The sequence below is a fragment of the Sphingomonas sp. genome (assembly GCF_042096255.1).
Classification (GTDB): domain Bacteria; phylum Pseudomonadota; class Alphaproteobacteria; order Sphingomonadales; family Sphingomonadaceae; genus Sphingomonas.
In genome coordinates, this window is sequence record NZ_JBELLZ010000011.1 from 1 (window position 1) to 17,591 (window position 17,591).

General features: G+C 69.4%; 19 protein-coding genes. 7 read left to right on the forward strand and 12 right to left on the reverse strand.

What is annotated here, in order from left to right; genetic code table 11:
- Together hisC and ACFDTH_RS03660 are read left to right on the forward strand one after the other, a co-directional pair.
- Positions 1-1,083, forward strand: a 1,083-nt coding sequence (gene hisC / locus ACFDTH_RS03655) for a histidinol-phosphate transaminase (protein WP_375286149.1), incomplete at its 5' end; no start/stop codon positions are given.
- Positions 1,083-1,988 carry a prephenate/arogenate dehydrogenase family protein gene (locus ACFDTH_RS03660; RefSeq protein WP_375286150.1) on the forward strand — a complete coding sequence of 302 codons (906 nt, stop codon included), beginning with the start codon at positions 1,083-1,085 and terminating at the stop codon, positions 1,986-1,988. The genes hisC and ACFDTH_RS03660, both read left to right, overlap by 1 nt.
- Positions 1,989-2,172: 184 nt before the next feature.
- Here ACFDTH_RS03660 and ACFDTH_RS03665 read toward each other — a convergent pair whose 3' ends face one another.
- The 4 genes from ACFDTH_RS03665 to infA are packed head-to-tail and all read right to left on the reverse strand — an operon-like array spanning position 2,173 to position 4,079.
- On the reverse strand, positions 2,173-2,337 hold the full coding sequence (locus ACFDTH_RS03665; RefSeq protein ID WP_375286151.1) for a DNA gyrase inhibitor YacG: 165 nt from the start codon (positions 2,335-2,337) through the stop codon (positions 2,173-2,175).
- Positions 2,334-3,257: a ribonuclease E/G gene (locus tag ACFDTH_RS03670; RefSeq protein WP_375286152.1), complete on the reverse strand. Its 924-nt coding sequence runs from the start codon at positions 3,255-3,257 to the stop codon at positions 2,334-2,336. The genes ACFDTH_RS03665 and ACFDTH_RS03670 overlap by 4 nt, the downstream gene beginning before the upstream one ends.
- Positions 3,250-3,828, reverse strand: coding sequence for a Maf family protein (locus ACFDTH_RS03675; RefSeq protein ID WP_375286153.1), 579 nt, complete (start codon positions 3,826-3,828; stop codon positions 3,250-3,252). The genes ACFDTH_RS03670 and ACFDTH_RS03675 overlap by 8 nt, the downstream gene beginning before the upstream one ends.
- Positions 3,829-3,833: 5 nt before the next feature.
- A complete protein-coding gene (gene infA / locus ACFDTH_RS03680; RefSeq protein WP_022685627.1) occupies positions 3,834-4,079 on the reverse strand; it encodes a translation initiation factor IF-1 in 246 nt (81 codons plus the stop codon).
- A gap of 149 nt (positions 4,080-4,228) precedes the next feature.
- On the opposite strand from infA, the gene nusB reads away from it, so the two are divergent.
- Positions 4,229-4,684 (forward strand): transcription antitermination factor NusB, encoded by a 456-nt coding sequence (gene nusB, locus ACFDTH_RS03685; protein ID WP_375286154.1) that lies wholly within the window; start codon positions 4,229-4,231, stop codon positions 4,682-4,684.
- Positions 4,685-4,802: 118 nt separating this feature from the next.
- Here nusB and ACFDTH_RS03690 read toward each other — a convergent pair whose 3' ends face one another.
- The 4 genes from ACFDTH_RS03690 to ACFDTH_RS03705 all read right to left on the reverse strand — a co-directional run bounded on the left by ACFDTH_RS03690 (position 4,803) and on the right by ACFDTH_RS03705 (position 8,729).
- Positions 4,803-5,336, reverse strand: a complete 534-nt coding sequence (locus ACFDTH_RS03690) for a CarD family transcriptional regulator (protein WP_375286155.1) — start codon at positions 5,334-5,336, stop codon at positions 4,803-4,805.
- Positions 5,337-5,557: 221 nt separating this feature from the next.
- Positions 5,558-5,899 carry a ferredoxin FdxA gene (gene fdxA, locus ACFDTH_RS03695; RefSeq protein ID WP_375286156.1) on the reverse strand — a complete coding sequence of 114 codons (342 nt, stop codon included), beginning with the start codon at positions 5,897-5,899 and terminating at the stop codon, positions 5,558-5,560.
- Positions 5,900-5,950: 51 nt separating this feature from the next.
- Positions 5,951-6,259 carry an RNA-binding S4 domain-containing protein gene (locus ACFDTH_RS03700; protein ID WP_375286157.1) on the reverse strand — a complete coding sequence of 103 codons (309 nt, stop codon included), beginning with the start codon at positions 6,257-6,259 and terminating at the stop codon, positions 5,951-5,953.
- On the reverse strand, positions 6,252-8,729 hold the full coding sequence (locus tag ACFDTH_RS03705; RefSeq protein WP_375286158.1) for a helicase-related protein: 2,478 nt from the start codon (positions 8,727-8,729) through the stop codon (positions 6,252-6,254). The genes ACFDTH_RS03700 and ACFDTH_RS03705 overlap by 8 nt, the downstream gene beginning before the upstream one ends.
- Positions 8,730-8,945: 216 nt before the next feature.
- Here ACFDTH_RS03705 and ACFDTH_RS03710 point away from each other — a divergent pair, with 216 nt between their 5' ends.
- A complete protein-coding gene (locus ACFDTH_RS03710) occupies positions 8,946-10,406 on the forward strand; it encodes a M23 family metallopeptidase (RefSeq protein ID WP_375286159.1) in 1,461 nt (486 codons plus the stop codon).
- A gap of 44 nt (positions 10,407-10,450) precedes the next feature.
- Here ACFDTH_RS03710 and ACFDTH_RS03715 read toward each other — a convergent pair whose 3' ends face one another.
- The 3 genes from ACFDTH_RS03715 to ACFDTH_RS03725 are packed head-to-tail and all read right to left on the reverse strand — an operon-like array spanning position 10,451 to position 13,827.
- The gene (locus ACFDTH_RS03715) at positions 10,451-12,094 is read right to left on the reverse strand and encodes an ATP-binding protein (RefSeq protein ID WP_375286160.1); all 1,644 of its coding nucleotides are present in this window, start codon (positions 12,092-12,094) and stop codon (positions 10,451-10,453) included.
- Between the two features lie 59 nt (positions 12,095-12,153).
- Positions 12,154-12,909: a TIGR02186 family protein gene (locus ACFDTH_RS03720; RefSeq protein ID WP_375286161.1), complete on the reverse strand. Its 756-nt coding sequence runs from the start codon at positions 12,907-12,909 to the stop codon at positions 12,154-12,156.
- Between the two features lie 3 nt (positions 12,910-12,912).
- Entirely contained in the window at positions 12,913-13,827 is a 915-nt protein-coding gene (locus ACFDTH_RS03725) for a sulfite exporter TauE/SafE family protein (RefSeq protein WP_375286162.1), read from the reverse strand.
- 81 nt (positions 13,828-13,908) lie between these two features.
- On the opposite strand from ACFDTH_RS03725, the gene ACFDTH_RS03730 reads away from it, so the two are divergent.
- The 3 genes from ACFDTH_RS03730 to ACFDTH_RS03740 all read left to right on the forward strand — a co-directional run bounded on the left by ACFDTH_RS03730 (position 13,909) and on the right by ACFDTH_RS03740 (position 16,701).
- A complete protein-coding gene (locus ACFDTH_RS03730) occupies positions 13,909-14,595 on the forward strand; it encodes a cytochrome b/b6 domain-containing protein (protein WP_375286163.1) in 687 nt (228 codons plus the stop codon).
- Positions 14,592-15,332 carry a molybdopterin-dependent oxidoreductase gene (locus tag ACFDTH_RS03735; RefSeq protein ID WP_375286164.1) on the forward strand — a complete coding sequence of 247 codons (741 nt, stop codon included), beginning with the start codon at positions 14,592-14,594 and terminating at the stop codon, positions 15,330-15,332. The genes ACFDTH_RS03730 and ACFDTH_RS03735 overlap by 4 nt, the downstream gene beginning before the upstream one ends.
- 133 nt (positions 15,333-15,465) lie before the next feature.
- Complete coding sequence (locus ACFDTH_RS03740) at positions 15,466-16,701, forward strand: class I SAM-dependent methyltransferase (RefSeq protein WP_375286165.1); 1,236 nt, start codon at positions 15,466-15,468, stop codon at positions 16,699-16,701.
- Here ACFDTH_RS03740 and ACFDTH_RS03745 read toward each other — a convergent pair.
- Complete coding sequence (locus ACFDTH_RS03745; RefSeq protein ID WP_375286166.1) at positions 16,656-17,591, reverse strand: WcbI family polysaccharide biosynthesis putative acetyltransferase; 936 nt, start codon at positions 17,589-17,591, stop codon at positions 16,656-16,658. The genes ACFDTH_RS03740 and ACFDTH_RS03745 overlap by 46 nt on opposite strands.

Genomic DNA, 17,591 nt, shown 5'->3' on the forward strand with positions numbered 1-17,591 from the left:
ACCGGACCGCAACCCAAGCCCTGGATCGCCGCGATCGCGCCCTATGTCCCCGGGCGCTCGACCACCGACGACGGCCGCAAGGTCGCCAAGCTCTCGTCCAACGAGAACCCGCTCGGCACCAGCCCCGCGGCCCGCGCGGCCTTCGCCACCGCGGCGACCAGCCTGGAGCGCTATCCGGACGCAAGCGCCACCGCGCTGCGCGAGGCGCTGGCGGCCAAGCACGGGCTTGATCCGGCGCGGATCATCTACGGCAACGGATCGGACGAGGTGCTCCACCTCGCCGCGGGCGCCTTCGCCGGGCCGGGCGACGAGGTGATCCACGTGAATTACGGCTTCGCGGTCTATCCGATCGCGACGCACCGTGTCGGCGCCAAGCTGGTGGTGGTACCCGACCGCGATTACGCGACCGACGTCGATGCGATCCTGGCGGCGGTGACCGAGCGCACCCGCGTCGTCTTCGTCGCCAATCCGAACAATCCCACCGGCACCTTCATCGGCCGCGAGGAGGTGGCGCGGCTGCATGCTGGGCTGCGCGAGGACATCCTGCTGGTGCTCGACCATGCCTATGCCGAATATGGCGTGGACGATGGCGGCATGGCGCTGGCAGAAGCCGCGCCCAACGTGCTGGTGACGCGCACCTTTTCGAAGATGTACGGCCTCGCCGCCGAGCGGATCGGCTGGGGCTATGCCGCGGCGCCGATCATCGACGCGATGCACCGCATCCGCCTGCCCTTCTCTATCACCATCGCCGGCACCGCCGCCGCGCTGGCGGCGCTGAGCGACGAGGCGTTCGTGGAGCACACACGGGCGCACAACGAGACGTGGCGGGCGTGGTTCTCAGCGGAGATCGGTAAGCTCTCCAACGCAGGCCTGAGGGCTGTGCCGAGCCATGCGAACTTCGTGCTGGTGCTGTTCGAGGGGGAGCTGACCGCGGAGGCGGCGTACAAGGGGCTGATGGATGCGGGCTATATCGTCCGCTGGCTGCCGGGGCAGGGGCTGCCGCATGGGCTGCGCATCACGGTCGGCACCGAGGACGAGACGCGCGGCGTGATTGCGGCGCTGCGGGGGCTGGTGGGGGCCTGATGCTCCCCTTCTCTCGCGTTTCCATCATCGGCCTGGGGCTGATCGGCTCCTCCATCGCGCATGCGGTACGCGAGCGGATGCCGACCGTGCGGCTGACTGGGCATGACGCGAGCGCCGAGGTGCGCGCGATCGCCGACGCCTTGGAACTTGTGGACGACGTAGCCGACACGCCCGGCGCGGCGGTCACCGACGCGGACCTCGTCATCCTGTGCGTGCCTGTCTGTGCAATGGGCGCGGTGGCGGCGGAGATCGCCGCCGACCTGCCCGCCGAGGCGATCGTCAGCGATGTCGGCAGCTGCAAGGCGGAGGTCGCCGCCGCGCTGGCCGAGGCGCTGCCTGGCGCCAACGTGATCCCCGCGCATCCGGTGGCGGGCACCGAGCGGAGCGGGCCCGAGGCAGGCTTCGCGTCGCTGTTCGCCGGGCGCTGGTGCATCGTGACGCCGCCCGAAGGCGCCGATCCGATCGCGGCGGAACGGGTGGCGGAGTTCTGGCGGCGGCTGGGCAGCCAAGTCGAGACCATGGCGCCCGACCATCACGACCGGGTGCTGGCGGTGACCAGCCACCTGCCGCACCTCATCGCCTACACCATCGTCGGCACCGCCAGCGATCTGGAGGAGGTGACGAGCAGCGAGGTGATCAAATTCTCGGCGGGCGGCTTCCGCGACTTCACCCGCATCGCCGCGTCTGACCCGACGATGTGGCGCGACGTGTTCCTCTCCAACAAGGAGGCGGTGCTGGAGATGCTCCAGCGGTTCAGCGAGGACCTGAGCCAGCTTCAGCGTGCGATCCGCTGGGGCGACGGCGACGCGCTGTTCGAGCATTTCACCAAGACCCGCGCGATCCGCCGCTCGATCGTCGAGCAGGGTCAGGATGATGCGGCGCCGGACTTCGGCCGGCGGCACTGAGGCGATCCCCAGTCACCCGATCCGTTCGTGCTGAGCGAAGTCGAAGCACAAGCGTGACCGTCGCCCATGCCCTTCGATTTCGGCGCATAGCGCCGAAGTTTATCCTGAGCGGCTGGCTTGCCAGCCAGTCGAAGGGCTCAGGGCGAACCGAGGTGGTGCGGAGCAACCGGGAAGCCGGCTTCTTTCAGTTGTCGCGTGTTTCCGCCTCCGCCTCCGCCGGCGGCCCGGGGATGCGGTACCCCTCGCCAAGCCATTGCAGCAGGTCGCGGTCGCGGCAGCCCCGGCTGCAGAAGGGCGTGTGCGGGGTGGTGCTGGGCTGGCGGCAGATCGGGCAGGCGGAACGGCTCATGCCAGCGATATGGGGCGGCCGGTGCGCCGTTCCACCTCCGCCAGCCAGGCAGGCTCGGCGGCGAGGCGGGTGCGGATGACGGGGGTGAGCGCGTGGACGCGCGGCGCATCGGGCGGGGTGCGCTCAATCATGCGCAGCGCGGCGCGCGCGGCGGCGCCGACCGGATCGCCGCGCAGCAGCTCGGGCAGCGAGGCGCGCGGACGCGGGCGGACGATCTGGAGGAAGCCGAAGCCGTTGACCGCGGTGCGCTCGAACGGCGGCGGCAGCGCCTCGTCCAGCGCCTGCGCGACCGCCTGGCGCGGCGCCTTGCCGGTGAGCGTCGGGAAATCGATGCCGATAGAGCCGCCGATGCCGTGCCGCCGGATCGCGCGTGCCACCGCCCGCGCCGCCGCGATCGACAACGCGTCGAGATCGCCATGGCCGTCGACGTCGAACAGGGTCATCGCCGGGGTCGGCGTCATCCGCAGCGCGCCGCCCGCGAAGGCGATGTCGCCGCTGACCGCCTCGTCGAGGGTCTCGGACCAGCCGGCGGCTTCCAGCGCATCGGGTTCGTAGGCGTGGAGGCGGCGGACTGGAATGCCCGTGGCGGCGATGCGGTCGAGCAGGGTGGGCGCCGGGCGCGGCGGCTCGTCGGTGGCGATCGCGCGGGCCGGTTTCGTGCGGCCGGGCTCGGGAATGACCTCGCGGACGATCTCGACCCGCAGCGCCGAGCCGGTCGACAGCCCCGCCGGCACCCGGTTCAGCGTCGCGACGTGGCGGCCGATGGTGACCTGGCCACCCTCCGCAAGCCGCGCGTCATGCACGCCGCCGACCCTGAGGCCGCCATCATCGACCGCGATCAGCGCCTCGACGATCGTGTCGTCCTCGACCAGCGCGGCGCGCTCCTCGCCGATGCCGGCCTCGTAGAGCCACTCAGCCAAGCACGCCCGCCGTCGCCAGCAAGGCGCGCGTCTCGAACAGCGGCAGGCCGATCACGCCCGAATGGCTGCCCTGGAGGAAGCGCACGAACGCCTCGGCACGGCCCTGGATGGCATAGCCCCCCGCCTTGCCCAGCCCCTCGCCGCACGCGACATAGTCATCGATCTCGCGCTGCGACAGCACCTTGAACGCGACCACCGTGTCGGCGAGCCGCGTCCGTGCGCGGCCCTCGGCGTCGATCACGCACACCGCGGAGAGCGCATGGTGGCGACGGCCGGAGAGTTTCGCCAGCAGGTCGCGTTGCACCGCCTCGGTCTCGGCAGGGGGCAGGATGCGGCGGCCGAGCGCGATCGTGGTGTCTCCGGCGATCACCACCTCGCCGGGCGCGCGCGCCACCGCCGCGGCCTTTTCCGCCGCGAGCCGAAGCGCATAGGCGCGCGGCGTTTCGCCCTTGCGGGGCGTTTCGTCGATGTCGGGCGAGTCGATCCGGTCCGGCGTCACCCCGATGCGCGCGAGCAGGTCGCGCCGGCGCGGGGAGGAGGAGGCCAGAACCAGTGCCGGACGGGCCGGCATGCGGCCTACGACGGGCCGGGGCCGCCGCGGCCGGGCATGAAGCGGTAAGTGATCCGACCCTTGGTGAGGTCATAGGGGGTCAGTTCGACCAGCACCTCGTCGCCGACCAGCACGCGGATGCGGTTCTTGCGCATCTTGCCGGCGGTGTGCCCGAGGATCTCGTGATCATTCTCGAGACGGACGCGGAACATCGCGTTGGGCAGCAGTTCCACCACCTGCCCGCGCATTTCGAGAAGCTCTTCCTTGGCCAAACACGAATCCCCGTTGAAATGGAACGGCGCGCCTTACCGGAGGCACGCCTGAAAGAAAAGGCGCAGTGCCTTTGCAAGGTGATATGGGAAGCGTGGCGGTGCTTCGCCAGACTTTCGCGACGGCGCGCGAACGACTAAGGCGCGCCGCCATGTCCCGTATCGCAGCACGTACCAAGGCCCGCGCCGCCGCGCGGCTCGCCGCCACCCAGGCGCTCTACCAGCGCGAGATGGAGGGGACGCCGACTTCGGCGCTGCTCCACGAATTCCACCACCACCGCCTCGGCGCGACCATCGAGGACGCCCAATATGCCGAGGCGGACGTCGCCTTCTTCGACGATTTGGTCACCGGCACCGAGGCGCGCCAGGCCGAGATCGACACCGCCATCGCCGCGCGGCTGGCGAGCGGCTGGACGCTGGCGCGGCTGGACCGGCCGATGAAGGCGATCCTGCGTTGCGGCACCTATGAGTTGCTGGCGCGTGCCGACGTGCCGGTCGCGGCGGTGATCAGCGAATATGTGGATGTCGCCCACGCCTTCTACGAGAAGCGCGAATCGGGCTTCGTGAATGGGCTGCTCGACGCGATCGCCAAGGAGGTGCGGCGGTAGAGGCGTGGCTGGCACAAGGCCGGCAATGCCTCAATTTTGAGGTAATCCCAAAGAAGCACGCTTCCCCGGCGTTCGCCGGGGAAGCGCTTCAATTCAAGCGGATCAACGTAGCCCCCGCTTACGCGGGCACCTTGTCCTTGTTGTAGATCGCCGCGGCGGCGCGCAGGATCTCCAGGATCTTCACCTGCGCGGCGGGCTCGTCGATCTGCTCCATCGCGGCGAGTTCGCGCGCCAGGCGGCTGCACGCCCCCTCAAAGATCTGGCGCTCGGAATAGCTCTGCTCGGGCTGGTCCTCGGCGCGGAACAGGTCGCGCACCACCTCGGCGATCGAGACGAGGTCGCCAGAGTTGATCTTCGCCTCATATTCCTGCGCGCGGCGCGACCACATGGTGCGCTTCACCTTCGGCTTGCCCTTCAGGCATTCCATCGCCTCGCGCATCGTCTTGTCCGAGGACAGCTTGCGCATGCCGACGCTCTCGGCCTTGTTGGTGGGCACGCGGAGCGTCATCTTCTCCTTCTCGAAGCGCAGCACGTACAGCTCCAGCTGCATGCCCGCGATCTCCTGCTTCTGCAGCTCGACGACGCGGCCAACCCCATGTTTGGGGTAAACGACATAATCACCGACATCGAAATGCAGCGCCTTGGCAGCCATGAAGAGGCCCTTCCGTTGGGATCACCCGGTGGGTCATGGGCGTCGACGCCCGTCCCGGACCGGGGAAAGTTGACTAAGGTTCTCTCGTCTTATGCGAGGGGCGGGCACGAACGTGCCCGTCACGGACCTACATAGCAGACCTGTAACAGATTTGCCAGCATCATGAGTCAGCACCGCTGGCCAAATCGGGACGCGCGCCGCGCAGACGTGGCGTGAAAGCCTCAGTCGCCGGTGCCGGGCTCGGGCGAGAAGAACTTGTCGTACTTGCCCTCCACGCCCTTCATCGCATCCGCGTCTGGCGGCGTCTGGTCCAGCTTGCGGGTTACGTTGGGCCATTGCGACGAGAAGGTGGCGTTGAGCTCCAGCCATTGCTCCAGCCCGCTCTCGGTATCAGGCAGTATCGCCTCCGCCGGGCATTCCGGCTCGCACACGCCGCAGTCGATGCACTCGCTGGGATTGATGACGAGCATGTTCTCGCCCTCGTAGAAGCAGTCGACCGGGCACACCTCCACGCAGTCCATGTATTTGCAACGGATGCAGGCATCGGTGACGACGTAGGTCATGCTCTTTCCTTGGGGGGTTGGCGCGCCTGCTATGCCCCGGGGTCCGGCGCGTCAATCGGCGGCGGGGGTTTGCGAGACGTTCTTATCTTGTGCCGGCCCAAGCAGGTCTTCGTAACAGGCGCGCGCTTCTTCCGGAGGACCGCGCCGGTGCGGCAGTGCGGCGACGCGGATCGCGCGGACGCGGCCGGCGTGGGTGGCGAAGGAAAGGACCTGGCCGACATGGACGGGCATTGCCGCCTTGGCGACCGGGCGGCCGTCGATGCGCAGGTGGCCGGTCTCCGCCATCGTCTGCGCCCAGTCGCGCTTCTTGACGATGCGGGTCCACCACAGGAACACGTCGAGCCGCATGGTCTCAGCCACGCGCCAGCTCCGCCAGCTTGGCGAAGGCGCCGCGCGGTTCGACCACCTCGCGCCGCGCGGGCGGGCGGCCACGCCAGGTCCAGCGCGGGGCGCCGTCCTCGGCGGCGCCAGTCTTCGTCGGGACGGGGCGGAAGCCGAGCTCCGCCATCAGCCGCGCGATCGTGCCCGGCTCCAGCCCGATCGACACCGCCAGTGCAGGATCGGGGGCGAAAGGCCGGCGGCCGGCGCGCGCCTCATGCGCGGCGCGGGCGATCCGCTCGACCAGGTCGATCCGCACCGCCTGCGCCCCGAGGGGGCGGAACCCGGCGGCGAGCGCCGCCTCGCCCCGCGGCAGCACCGTGGCGCCCTCGGGTGGGCGGGCGGGGACGGGGCCGCGCAGCGCGAGCAAGGCGCTGCGCCATGGCCAGGCACGCGGCTTGAGCAGGCGGGGGTCGAACAGGTCGAGCGCGCCGATGGTGATGCCCGCGGCGCGCAGCCGGTGGCGGTCGGCGGCGGTGAGCGCCTCGACACCGGCGCGGATCGCCAGCCGCGGCACGATGCCCGCGCCCGCCTCCAGCGCGCCCGCGACGCTGCGCAGCGCGGGGGTGGCAGCGGGATCGCGCGCCATCTCGGTCAGGCGGGCGAGGGCGGGCAGCGCCTTCGCAACCGTGGTGTCGAGCCAGGCCTGCACCCGCTTCGCCACCCGGTCGCGCAATGGGGAGTCGAGGCAATCGAGCACGCGGTCGAGCTGCGCCTTGGGTCGGGCGAGCGACGGGCCAGCGGCGAGCGTCGCGACGCGATGGCCCGCCCAGGCGATCGCGTCGCCCTCCAGCCCGAACGCCGCGTCCTCGGCCGCGAGCAGCGCCTCGGCGCGTCGCCGGCGCTCGGCGGCGAGGTGGCGCTCGGCGCTGGCGAGCAGCAGGCGCTTCTCGGCCTGCCCCGCTTCGGGCGCGACGCTGAAGGCGAAGCCCTCCAGTCGGCCGATTGCATGCGTGTCGATCGTCACCTCGCCCTGCGCATCGATCGCCACCGGCAGCCGCCCCGCGCCCGCGCCGATGCCGCGCATCAGCACGCTGGTGCGCCGATCGACGAAGCGCTGGGTCAGCGCGGCGTGAAGCGCGTCCGACAGCCGCTCCTCGACGCTGCGCGTGCGCGCCGCCCACACCTGCGGCTCGCGCAGCCAGTCCGGCCGTTCGGCAATATACGCCCAGGTGCGGATCGCGGCGAGGCGGCCGGCGATCGTCTCGACATCGCCGTCGACCCGGTCGAGCCGCGCCACCTCGTCGGCGAACCATTGGTGCGGCAGGTGGCCTTCGGCGAGGTGGCCGAACACGCGCGCGACGAAGCGGGCATGCGGGTCGAGGCCGAGCTTGGCGAAATCGGGAATCCCGCACGCCGCCCATAGCAGCGGGACCTGCCCCTTCGCCCGCGCGCGGATCGCCGGATCGTCGGCGAGGCGGCGCAGCACCGCAAGGTCGAGCGATTCGGGCGCGGCGCGCAGCACCGGGTCGGCGGGCGGGCGCGACAGATCGGCGATCAGCGCGTCGACGCTCGACAGCTCGGGCGCGCCCTCGCGCCAGTAGAGCCATTCGAGGCGGGGGAAGCGATGCGCCTCGATCGCCAGCACCTCCTCGGGCTCGAACGCCTCGGGCCCTTCCTCTACTACCGCGCCGAAGGTGCCGTCGCGATGGTGGCGCCCGGCGCGCCCGGCGATCTGCGCCATCTCGGCCACGGTCAGCCGGCGGCGGCGGCGCCCGTCGAACTTGTGCAGCCCGGCGAAGGCGACATGGGCGAGGTCGAGGTTCAATCCCATGCCGATCGCGTCGGTCGCGACGAGATAGTCGACCTCGCCCGCCTGGAACATCTCGACCTGCTTGTTGCGGGTGGTCGGCGAGAGCGAGCCCATCACCACGGCGGCACCGCCCCGCAGCCGACGCAGCATTTCCGCGGTGGCGTACACCTCCTCGGCGGAGAAGGCGACAATCGCAGAGCGGCGCGGCAGGCGGCTGATCTTCTTGGCGCCGGCAAAGGACAAGGTGGAGAAGCGCGGCCGCTCGACGATCTCGGCGCGCGGCGCCAAGGCACGGATCATCGGCCGTAGCGCTTCCGAGCCGAGGATCATCGTCTCCTCGCGCCCGCGTGCATGGAGCAGGCGATCAGTGAAGACGTGCCCGCGCTCGGCATCGGTGCCCAGCTGCGCCTCGTCGAGCGCGGCGAAGGCGAAGTCCCGATCGGTCGGCATTGATTCGGCGGTGCACAGGAACCAGCGCGCGCCCTTGGGCACGATCCTTTCCTCTCCCGTCACCAGCGCGACCTGCTCGGCGCCCTTGAGGCGGACGACGCGGTCATAGACCTCGCGCGCCAGCAGCCGCAGCGGGAAGCCGATCACGCCGCTGGAATGCGCGCACATCCGCTCGATCGCGAGGTGCGTCTTGCCGGTGTTGGTCGGCCCCAGGACGGCGGTGACCCGGGCCGGATCGTGGTCGCGCATGACAAGGGTGCAGATCGGCGTTCGGCGCGCCGGATGCAACCGCAACCGCATGACGGCGCGGCACTTTCGCTCCGCCGCAGCGACGCCACGGCCCGCCGTTTCGGCGACTCGGCCCGAATCGGGTTAAGTTGACTTTAGGGTTCCTGCGCCACAGCGCTTTGTTCCTGCCGGGGGGTGATCCGGCAAAGCGTTCTGGGGGATTGCGCAGCCTTGTTCTTGCGCGACGACACTCTGCTGACCGGGTCCGGAGGGGGATCCGCCGCGCTGCGCGCTGCGATGCCCGTCGCCGCGCCGGGGCTGGCCGACCGCCTCCATCTCGCCTTCGATCGGATCGACTGGGTGCCCGATCTGGGCGCGCAGGTGGGCAGTGCCACCTGGTGGCGTGGGCTCGCCACCATGACCACGCTCGCCGCCGCCGCCTGGTCGCTCAACCCCGGTTTCGGCCGGCCACTGGCAGGCGGTGTGCCCGCGCCGCTCGCCGGCAGCGACTGGGAGGAGGAACGTGCGCAGGCGATCTCACCGCTCGCGCTCGGCGCTTCGACCGGCCGGCGCATGGCGGAAACCGACCTGGTCCGCCCGCTCGCCGAGACGCCCGAACGCCCGCAGGTCGAACTCTCCGCAGTGCTCGGTGATGGCGACCGCTTCACCGCATTGCTCCAGCGCGCCGGCGTGGGTCGGGGCGATGCACGCGCGGCGGCGGATCTCGTCCGGCAGGCGGTGGACCTCGACGATCTGGAGCCGGGCACGCGCGTGGCACTGGTGCTCGGGCGCCGCGCGACCCGGTCGGTGCCGCGCCCGCTCGAACGGCTCGCCTTCCGCGCGCGTTTTGACCTCAACCTCGCGGTGGCGCGGCAGGAAGGTGGGCTCACGCTCGACCGCCAGCCGATCGCGATCGACCGCACGCCGCTCCGCATCCGCGGCCTGGTCGGCGCCTCGCTCTACCGCTCCGCGCGCGCAGCAGGGGCGCCGGCGAAAGTGGTGGAGGCGTATATCAAGGCGCTCGCGACACGACTGTCGGTCGGCCGCGATGTTGGCGCGTCCGACAGCTTCGACATCATCGCCGAGCAGGAGCGCGCCGCAACCGGAGAGGTGCGGGTCGGCAAGCTGCAATATGCGGGGCTCGATCAGGGGCGTAGCAAGGTGGAACTGCTCCGCTGGGACAGCGCCGAGGCGAGCGGCTGGATGGATACCGACGGCACCTATGAGCGGCGCGGCTTCTTCGGCATGCCGGTCAACGGACGCGTGACCTCCTCGTTCGGCATGCGGATGCACCCGCTGCTCGGCTATGCGCGGATGCACAAGGGCGTCGACATCGGCGCACCCTATGGCACGCCGATCTATGCCGCCAACGACGGGGTGGTGGTCTTCGCCGGCCGCAATCGCGGCTATGGCAATTTCGTCAAGCTGAACCATGCCGCGGGCGTGGCGAGCGGATACGGCCACATGAGCCGGATCGCGGTGTCACGCGGCGCGCGCGTGTCGCGCGGGCAGGTGATAGGATACGTCGGCTCCACCGGCATCTCGACCGGCCCGCACCTGCACTGGGAAGTGTGGCGCAACGGCCGGGCGGTGAACCCGCGCGCGGTGTCGATGTCGAGCGTGGTGCGACTGTCGGGCGGGGCGATGCGCGCGTTCAAGGCGAAGCTGCACGAGATGCTGGCGGCACCGGCGCATTAACCGTCATCGCCGCATTCGCGGTGATGACGGCGGAGGCGGAACCTCTACCGCCCCTGCGCGCGCCACTTCTGGATGGTGCGGGCGATGATGCCATCCTCGCCGCCGGTCTGCGTCCACAGTTGTGAGAAGATCGGGTCGTCGGAGGCGGGGCGCTTGGCGTCCTCCAGCCCGTCGAAGGCGACGCGGATCGGGATCGCGACGCCTTCGCCGCAGATGATGCACTCGCGGTTGCGCAGCGCCGGGATCGAGTCGAGGAAGCCGCGCGCGCCTTCGGGCATCGCCGCGCGCACGAACGCCTGGTCGCGATCGTTGTTGAGCCGCATCGCGATGATCGTGCCGCATTGCGACAGCACGCCTTCGGCGAGGTCCGATGGCCGCTGGGTGATCAGGCCCAGCGACACGCCATACTTGCGGCCTTCCTTGGCGATCCGCCCCAGGATACGCGCTACCGACGAACGCTCGGCCAAGTCCGAAGGGATGTAGCGGTGCGCCTCCTCGCAGACGAGAAGAATCGGCCGCTGCGGCTCGTTTCGGCTCCAGATCGCGAAGTCGAATACCATCCGACTGAGCACCGCCACCACCACGCTGGTGATCTCGCTGGGCACGCCCGACACGTCGATGATCGAGATCGGGCGCCCGTCGCCGGGCAGGCGGAAGATGCGCTGAATGAAGTCGCTCATCGTATCGGCGACGAGCATGCCGGAGAACATGAAGCTGTAGCGCGGATCGGCCTTGATCTCGTCGATCTTGGACTTGAGGCGCAGGTAAGGCGCGGTATTCGTCGCCTTGTCCATCTTGCCCATTTCGAGGCTGATCAGGTTGGTGAGGTCGCTCAGCAGATAGGGCACCGGCGCATCGACGGTGAGCTTGGGCATCTCGCTCCCGACGCGGCTCTTGGCGCGCGCGGCAAGCAGGCACTTCGCCAGGATGTCGGCATCGACCTGCCGCTCGGAGCCCTGCGTGGTGAGGAACACCTCGCAATGTTCCTCGAAGTTCATCAGCCAGTACGGCATCTGGAGGTTCGAGACATCGTACAGCGCGCCATTGCCGCTGAACGCGGCGGCATACTCGCCGTGCGGATCGATCATCACCACATGGCCCTGCGGCGCGAGCTCGCAGATGCGGTGGAGGATCAGGGCGGCGGATGTGGATTTGCCTGTGCCGGTGGAGCCGAGAAGGGCGAAATGCTTGCCCAGCATCGCATCCACGTAGAGCGCGGCGCGGATGTCCTGGGTGGGATAGACGGTGCCGATCTCGATATTGGCGCGCTCATCGGCGGCATAGACCTGCTTGAGGTCCGCCTCCGACACGGGATGCACCAGCGCGCCGGGCGCGGGATAGCGGGTGACGCCACGGCGAAAGTTGCGCAGCCGGCCGCTGCCCGCCTCCTCGTCGCCTTCGCCCAGGAAGTCGATCTGCGCCGACACCTGATCGCCCTCGCCCCCCGCCATGCGCAACGAACGGACGTTGGCGATCAGCCAGCGCGGGCCGACCCGAATCTTGATCTGGCTGCCGACCTGGCCGGCATGCGCGAGCACCGGATCAGCGTTGCCGGACAGCGCATCGAGCGCGCCAAGGTCCAGCACGACCTGGCTCGACGAGCCCGCTACCTCATAGACCATGCCGATCCCTTGCGGGCGGAAGCCCGTGGCAGGCGCGGACAGGCGCGCGTCGGATGTCACGGTCATCGGTGGTTTTCCGGCATGCTGCATGCAATGAACCGGAGACGGTAAAGATTGCGTAGATGCTACTTGCGACCGGCGATCCGCCCCGCCGCCCAGCCGAGCAGCACCGACAGCGCTACCGCGGCGAGGCCATAACCGACCGGTGCACGGTCCGCGGCGATGGCGACGAACCGCTCGAAGCCGGACTTGCGGATGTCGATGTCGCGTACCGCGGCGGCGAGCACGCGGCCGTCGCGGATCAGGAAGGTCTCGGCGGTGAAGCTGCCGACCGGGACGCGCGCGGGGATGCGCACGCTGGCGCGATACAGCACGCCATCGGTGATCTGCACCGCGTCGCTCGCCTCGTAATAGAGGCCCGAGCGGCGGCGCAGGTCGACCAGCCCGCGCACGAAGCGCGCCTCGACGTCTGAGGGCGCGGCGGAGGCGGGGGAAAGCTGCAGGCTGCCGAGGCCGAGCTCGTAGATGGCGCGGGTCCGCTCGTCGACGATCGCGTCGAGCGGACGCGAGGAGGCCACGGCGTAGAAAGAGGGGGCGGAGCGGTAGGACAGGGTCTCGGCATTGACCCACAAGCCGGCGACGCGCGCCTTCTCGCGCACCAGGATCGATTCGACCGGGCCCTTGACCACCACCACCACGTCGGTCTTCGCGTCCGCGCCGGCGCGCTTGGCGGCAGGATCGAGGATCGCGCCGAACAGCAGCAGCTCCGCGCCGGTGAAGCTATAGGCGATCTCGATCGCGCGCTGCGACACGTCCGGCACCAGCACGGGCGCCTGGCCGAGCAGCATCGGCGCGCACAGGGCGATCAGCAGCCGGCGCACGGCTCAGCCCGGCTCCACCGTGTAGAGTTCGCCCGGGCGCCAGGTGAGGCCGATGCCGATGCGCAGCGCGACCAGCAGCACCATGATCGCGAGCGCGAGCCGTAAATATTCCGGCCGTGCCTTCTGGGCGAAACGTGCACCGACCTGCGCGCCCGCCACCGAGCCGACCAGCAGCAGCCCGGCGAGCACGATGTCCACCGCCTTGGTGGTCAGCGCATGCGTCATGGTGGCGGCGGCGGTGACGAACAGGATTTGGAACAGGCTGGTGCCCACCACCACGCCCGTCGCCATGCCGAGCAGGTAGATCATCGCCGGCACCAGCACGAAACCGCCGCCGACGCCCAGGAGGATGGTGAGGATGCCGGTGGCGAAGCCGAGCAGCATCGGCGCGAGCGGCGAGATGTACAGTCCGCTCTTGTAGAAACGCATCCGCCACGGCAGCGCCGCGACCAAGGGGTGATGCCGCCGCCGCGCGGCGGGCGCCTTGCGGTGGCCGCGCGCAACCAGGATCGCCTCCACCGATTCGCGCAGCATCATCCAGCCAATGCCGCCCAGCATCGCGACATAGGTGACCGCGATGGCGACGTCGCTCTGCCCGGTCGCCTGGAGCAGGCGGAACAGCCAGGCGCCGAACAGCGACCCCATCACGCCGCCGATCACCAGGATCACCCCCATGCGAACGTCCACCGCGTCGCGTCGCCAGTATGCCGCGACGCCCGACACGCTGGCGCCGGTCACCTGGCTCGCCGCCGAGGCCGCCGCCACGGTGGGCGGGATGCCGTAGATGATCAGCAGGGGCGTGGTCAGGAACCCGCCGCCGACCCCGAACATGCCCGACAGCAGCCCGACGCCGCCGCCCAGCGCGATGATCACCCACGCGTTCACCGACAGGTTGGCGATCGGCAGGTACAGGTTCATGGCGCCACGCGTTACATCGGCTTGGGGGCGCGGCGCCACCCCGGCATTCCGTGCGAGGCCGCGATAGGCTATGGCCACGGAATGGCGTTCGTGTTCCGGCATCGCTGGCCGACCCGGATCTGGCACTGGCTGAACGCGCTGGCGGTGTTCATCCTGATCGGATCGGGGCTGGGCATCTCCAACGCGCACCCGCGGCTCTACTGGGGGCGCTATGGCGCGAACTTCGATCATGCCTGGGCGACGCTGCCGCGCTTTCCCAGATGGCTGACGATCCCGGGGAACTACAATCTGGCGATGTCGCGGCGCTGGCACCTGTTCTTCGCGTTGGTGCTCGCCTTCGGGCTGCTGGCGTACATGGTCGCGAGCCTGGTCAACCGGCACTTTGTGCGCGACCTGCGGTTCCGAAAGGGCGAGCTGACGCCCGCACATCTGGCCGAGGACGTGCGCGACCATCTCGCCTTCCGCTTCCACGACGCCGACGATCCGGGGCGGTACAATACGCTCCAGAAGCTAAGCTACGTGGCAGTGATCTTCGGGCTGCTGCCGCTGGTGATCCTGACTGGGGTGGCGCTGTCGCCGGGGATGAATGCGGCGTGGCCGTGGTTGCTGGACCTGTTCGGCGGGCGGCAGTCGGCACGGTCGTTGCACTTCATCGCCATGGCCGGATTGGCCCTGTTCACAATGGTGCACCTCGCTTTGGTGATCCTTGCGGGGGCGTGGAACGAGGTGCGATCGATGCTGACCGGCTGGTGGCGGGTGCCCGAATGATCCGCCGCAGAACGCTGATCATCGGCGGCGGCGCGCTGCTCGCCGGCTGCGACCGGGTGGCCGCGATTCCGGAGGCGCGCGCGATTCTGTTCAAGGGCGAGGAGATGCACCGCGGCCTCCAGCGCGCGCTGACCGACCGCAATGCGCTGGCGCCCGAGTTCCGCGCCGACCAGCGCTCGCCGATCTTCCGCTCGAACGGCACGCGCGATCCGGGGACGCCCGCCTATCAGGCGCTACGCGACGGCCGCTTCGCCGACTGGCGGTTGACCGTCGGCGGGCTGGTGGCGCGGCCGCTGGCGCTGTCGCTCGCCGATCTCGGCCGCTTCCCCCAGCGCGCGCAGATCACCCGCCACGATTGCGTCGAGGGCTGGAGCGCGATCGGCAAGTGGCAGGGGCCGCGCCTCGGCGACGTGCTGCGGGCGGCCGGCCTCCGCGATGCCGCGCGCTACATCGTGTTCCGCTGCGCCGACCTCTACGGCGGCCAGCCCTATTACGAATCGATCGACCTGGTCGATGCCTTCCACCCGCAGACGATCCTCGCCTGGGCGCTCAACGACCGCTTCCTGCCGGTCGCGAATGGCGCGCCCTGCCGCCTTAGGGTCGAGCGGCAGCTGGGCTACAAGCATGCCAAATATGTGATGAGGATGGAGGCGGTCGATAGCTTGGCGCGCATCGGCAGGGGGCGCGGCGGCTATTGGGAGGATAACGTCGACTACGACTGGTATGCGGGGATCTGAGGGACCAACGTTCGTGCTGAGCGAAGTCGAAGCGCATTGGTGAGCGCAGGGCTTGCCCTTCGACTTCGCTCAGGGCGGACGGAGGTTGGCGAAGGTCTAGAATCCGCCACATCCCGGCAGTAGCAGCCGCGCCATGGCGCTGATCGACCTTTTCCTTGCCCGCGCGGTGAAGCGCGGCACGCTGACTCTCCACCGTCCCGACCTGCCGGCCAAGACCTTCGGCATCCCCGCCGAGGGCTTCGGCGATGTCGTGATCCGCTTCACCGACAGGGGCGTCGGCCGTGCGATCGTCACCGATCCGGGGCTGGGCGCGGCCGAGGCGATCATGGACGGGCGGTTGGTGATTGAGCGGGGCGACATCCGCGCGCTGATCGAGCTGCTGACCAGCAACGACCCGTGGGAGGAAGGCGCGCAGAAGCTGGCCGCCTCGCCTGTCCGCCGCGGCGTCGAGAAGCTCGCCCACCGCTATGGCCGGATCAACATGGAGCGCGCGTCCAAGCGCAACGTCGCGCACCATTACGATCTCAGCGACCGGCTGTACGACCTGTTCCTCGATTCCGACCGACAATATAGCTGCGCCTATTTCACCGATCCCGCCAACAGGCTGGAACAGGCGCAGGCGGACAAGAAGGCGCATATCGCCGCCAAGCTGCTGCTGAAGCCCGGCATGCGCGTGCTCGACATCGGCTGCGGCTGGGGCGGGATGGCGCTGTACCTGCACCAGAAGACCGGCGCCGAGGTGCTGGGCGTCACTCTATCCGAGGAGCAGCTCAAGGTCGCCCGCCGCCGCGCCGAGGAGGCGGGCGTCGCCGACAAGGTGCGTTTCGAGCTGATCGACTATCGCCATGTCACCGGCAGCTTCGACCGGATCGTCTCGGTCGGCATGTTCGAGCATGTCGGCACCAAGCATTACGGCCAGTTCTTCGCCAAATGCCACGAGCTGCTCGCGGACGACGGCGTGATGCTGATGCACACGATCGGCCGGATGGGCCCGCCGGGCGTCACCGACGCCTTCACGCTCAAGTACATCTTCCCCGGCGGCTACAATCCGGCGCTCTCGGAGATCGTGCGCGGTTACGAGGGAACGCGGCTGTTCCCCGGCGATGTCGAGGTGCTGCGGCTCCATTATGCCTGGACGCTGGACCATTGGTACGACCGCACCGTGGCAGCGAAGGACGCGATCGTCGACCTGTATGACGAACGCTTCTTCCGACTGTGGACCTTCTATCTCGCCGGCGCCGCGGCGGCGTTCCGGCACGGCGGCCTTTGCAACTATCAGGTGCAGCTGGCGAAGAGCCGAAAGGCGATCCCGGTGACGCGGGACTATATCGGCGAGGCTGAGGCGAGGCTGCGAAGCGGTGCCGGGTAGGTCGCTGCGGCCAGAGCGGCTCGCAGCGCACGCCGGGTCTCCTTGATCAGGGGAGTTCTCAAGGCCGGCCGATCCGACCCGCGGTAGATCGCATATGATTGGTTCACGAAGTCAGACAGCGAAAGCGACCGATCGCTCAAGTCGCGCGAGCCCGGGCGCAGGAACTGCACGAATGGCGCGGTCCGTGCCTGCCGCGCAATCGCCGGAAAGACCGGCAGCACCACCGAGCCGAATAACGGATCGCGCACGTTCTCCGGCGGGACCGTGCCCGGTTCCACAAGCCCCAGCTTCTCGAGCGCCAACGTCGCCAGCGTCGCTAGCACAAAGATCGAAGGGTGCAGCCCCATGTGCATGAAGGGCGTCGGTCGCATTTCCCATTCGCGAAGATGCGAAGCGAGGTCGAAGCCGTGTCGTTTGAAGTGGCACAGCAGCGCCACCCGCGCGGGCTCGACCGCATCCAGATAGCCCAGCACCTTGAAGACGTGTGCATTGAACAGCGCGACCGCGTGATCGACGGGAAGGCGGGACAGGAAGCTCGCGACTGCGATGCGCGAGTGAAACTGCCCCACTGGGCTCTCGAGCGGTTTGCCGTCGACCCTAAGGCCGATGATGTCTCTGTGCAGGGCGGGAAAGACGAAGGATGGCAGGTAGAGCGTGCGAACGCCCAGTGCCATGATCGCCTCAGGTCCGAGCAGCGGACCGAGTGGCGCTTCATCGGCGATGTTGGTGACAACGAAGTCCTGATCGCGAACCGCCGCCCGGATTTGCTCCGGAGGCAATGGCACGTTGGCGTGATAAGCCGTGACCTCGGCTTCGGGAAGAAGCGCTTGCGCCGCCAGGCGGAGCGACGCGACTTGGCAGTTGCCGACAAAGGTAAGCCGCAGGGCCAT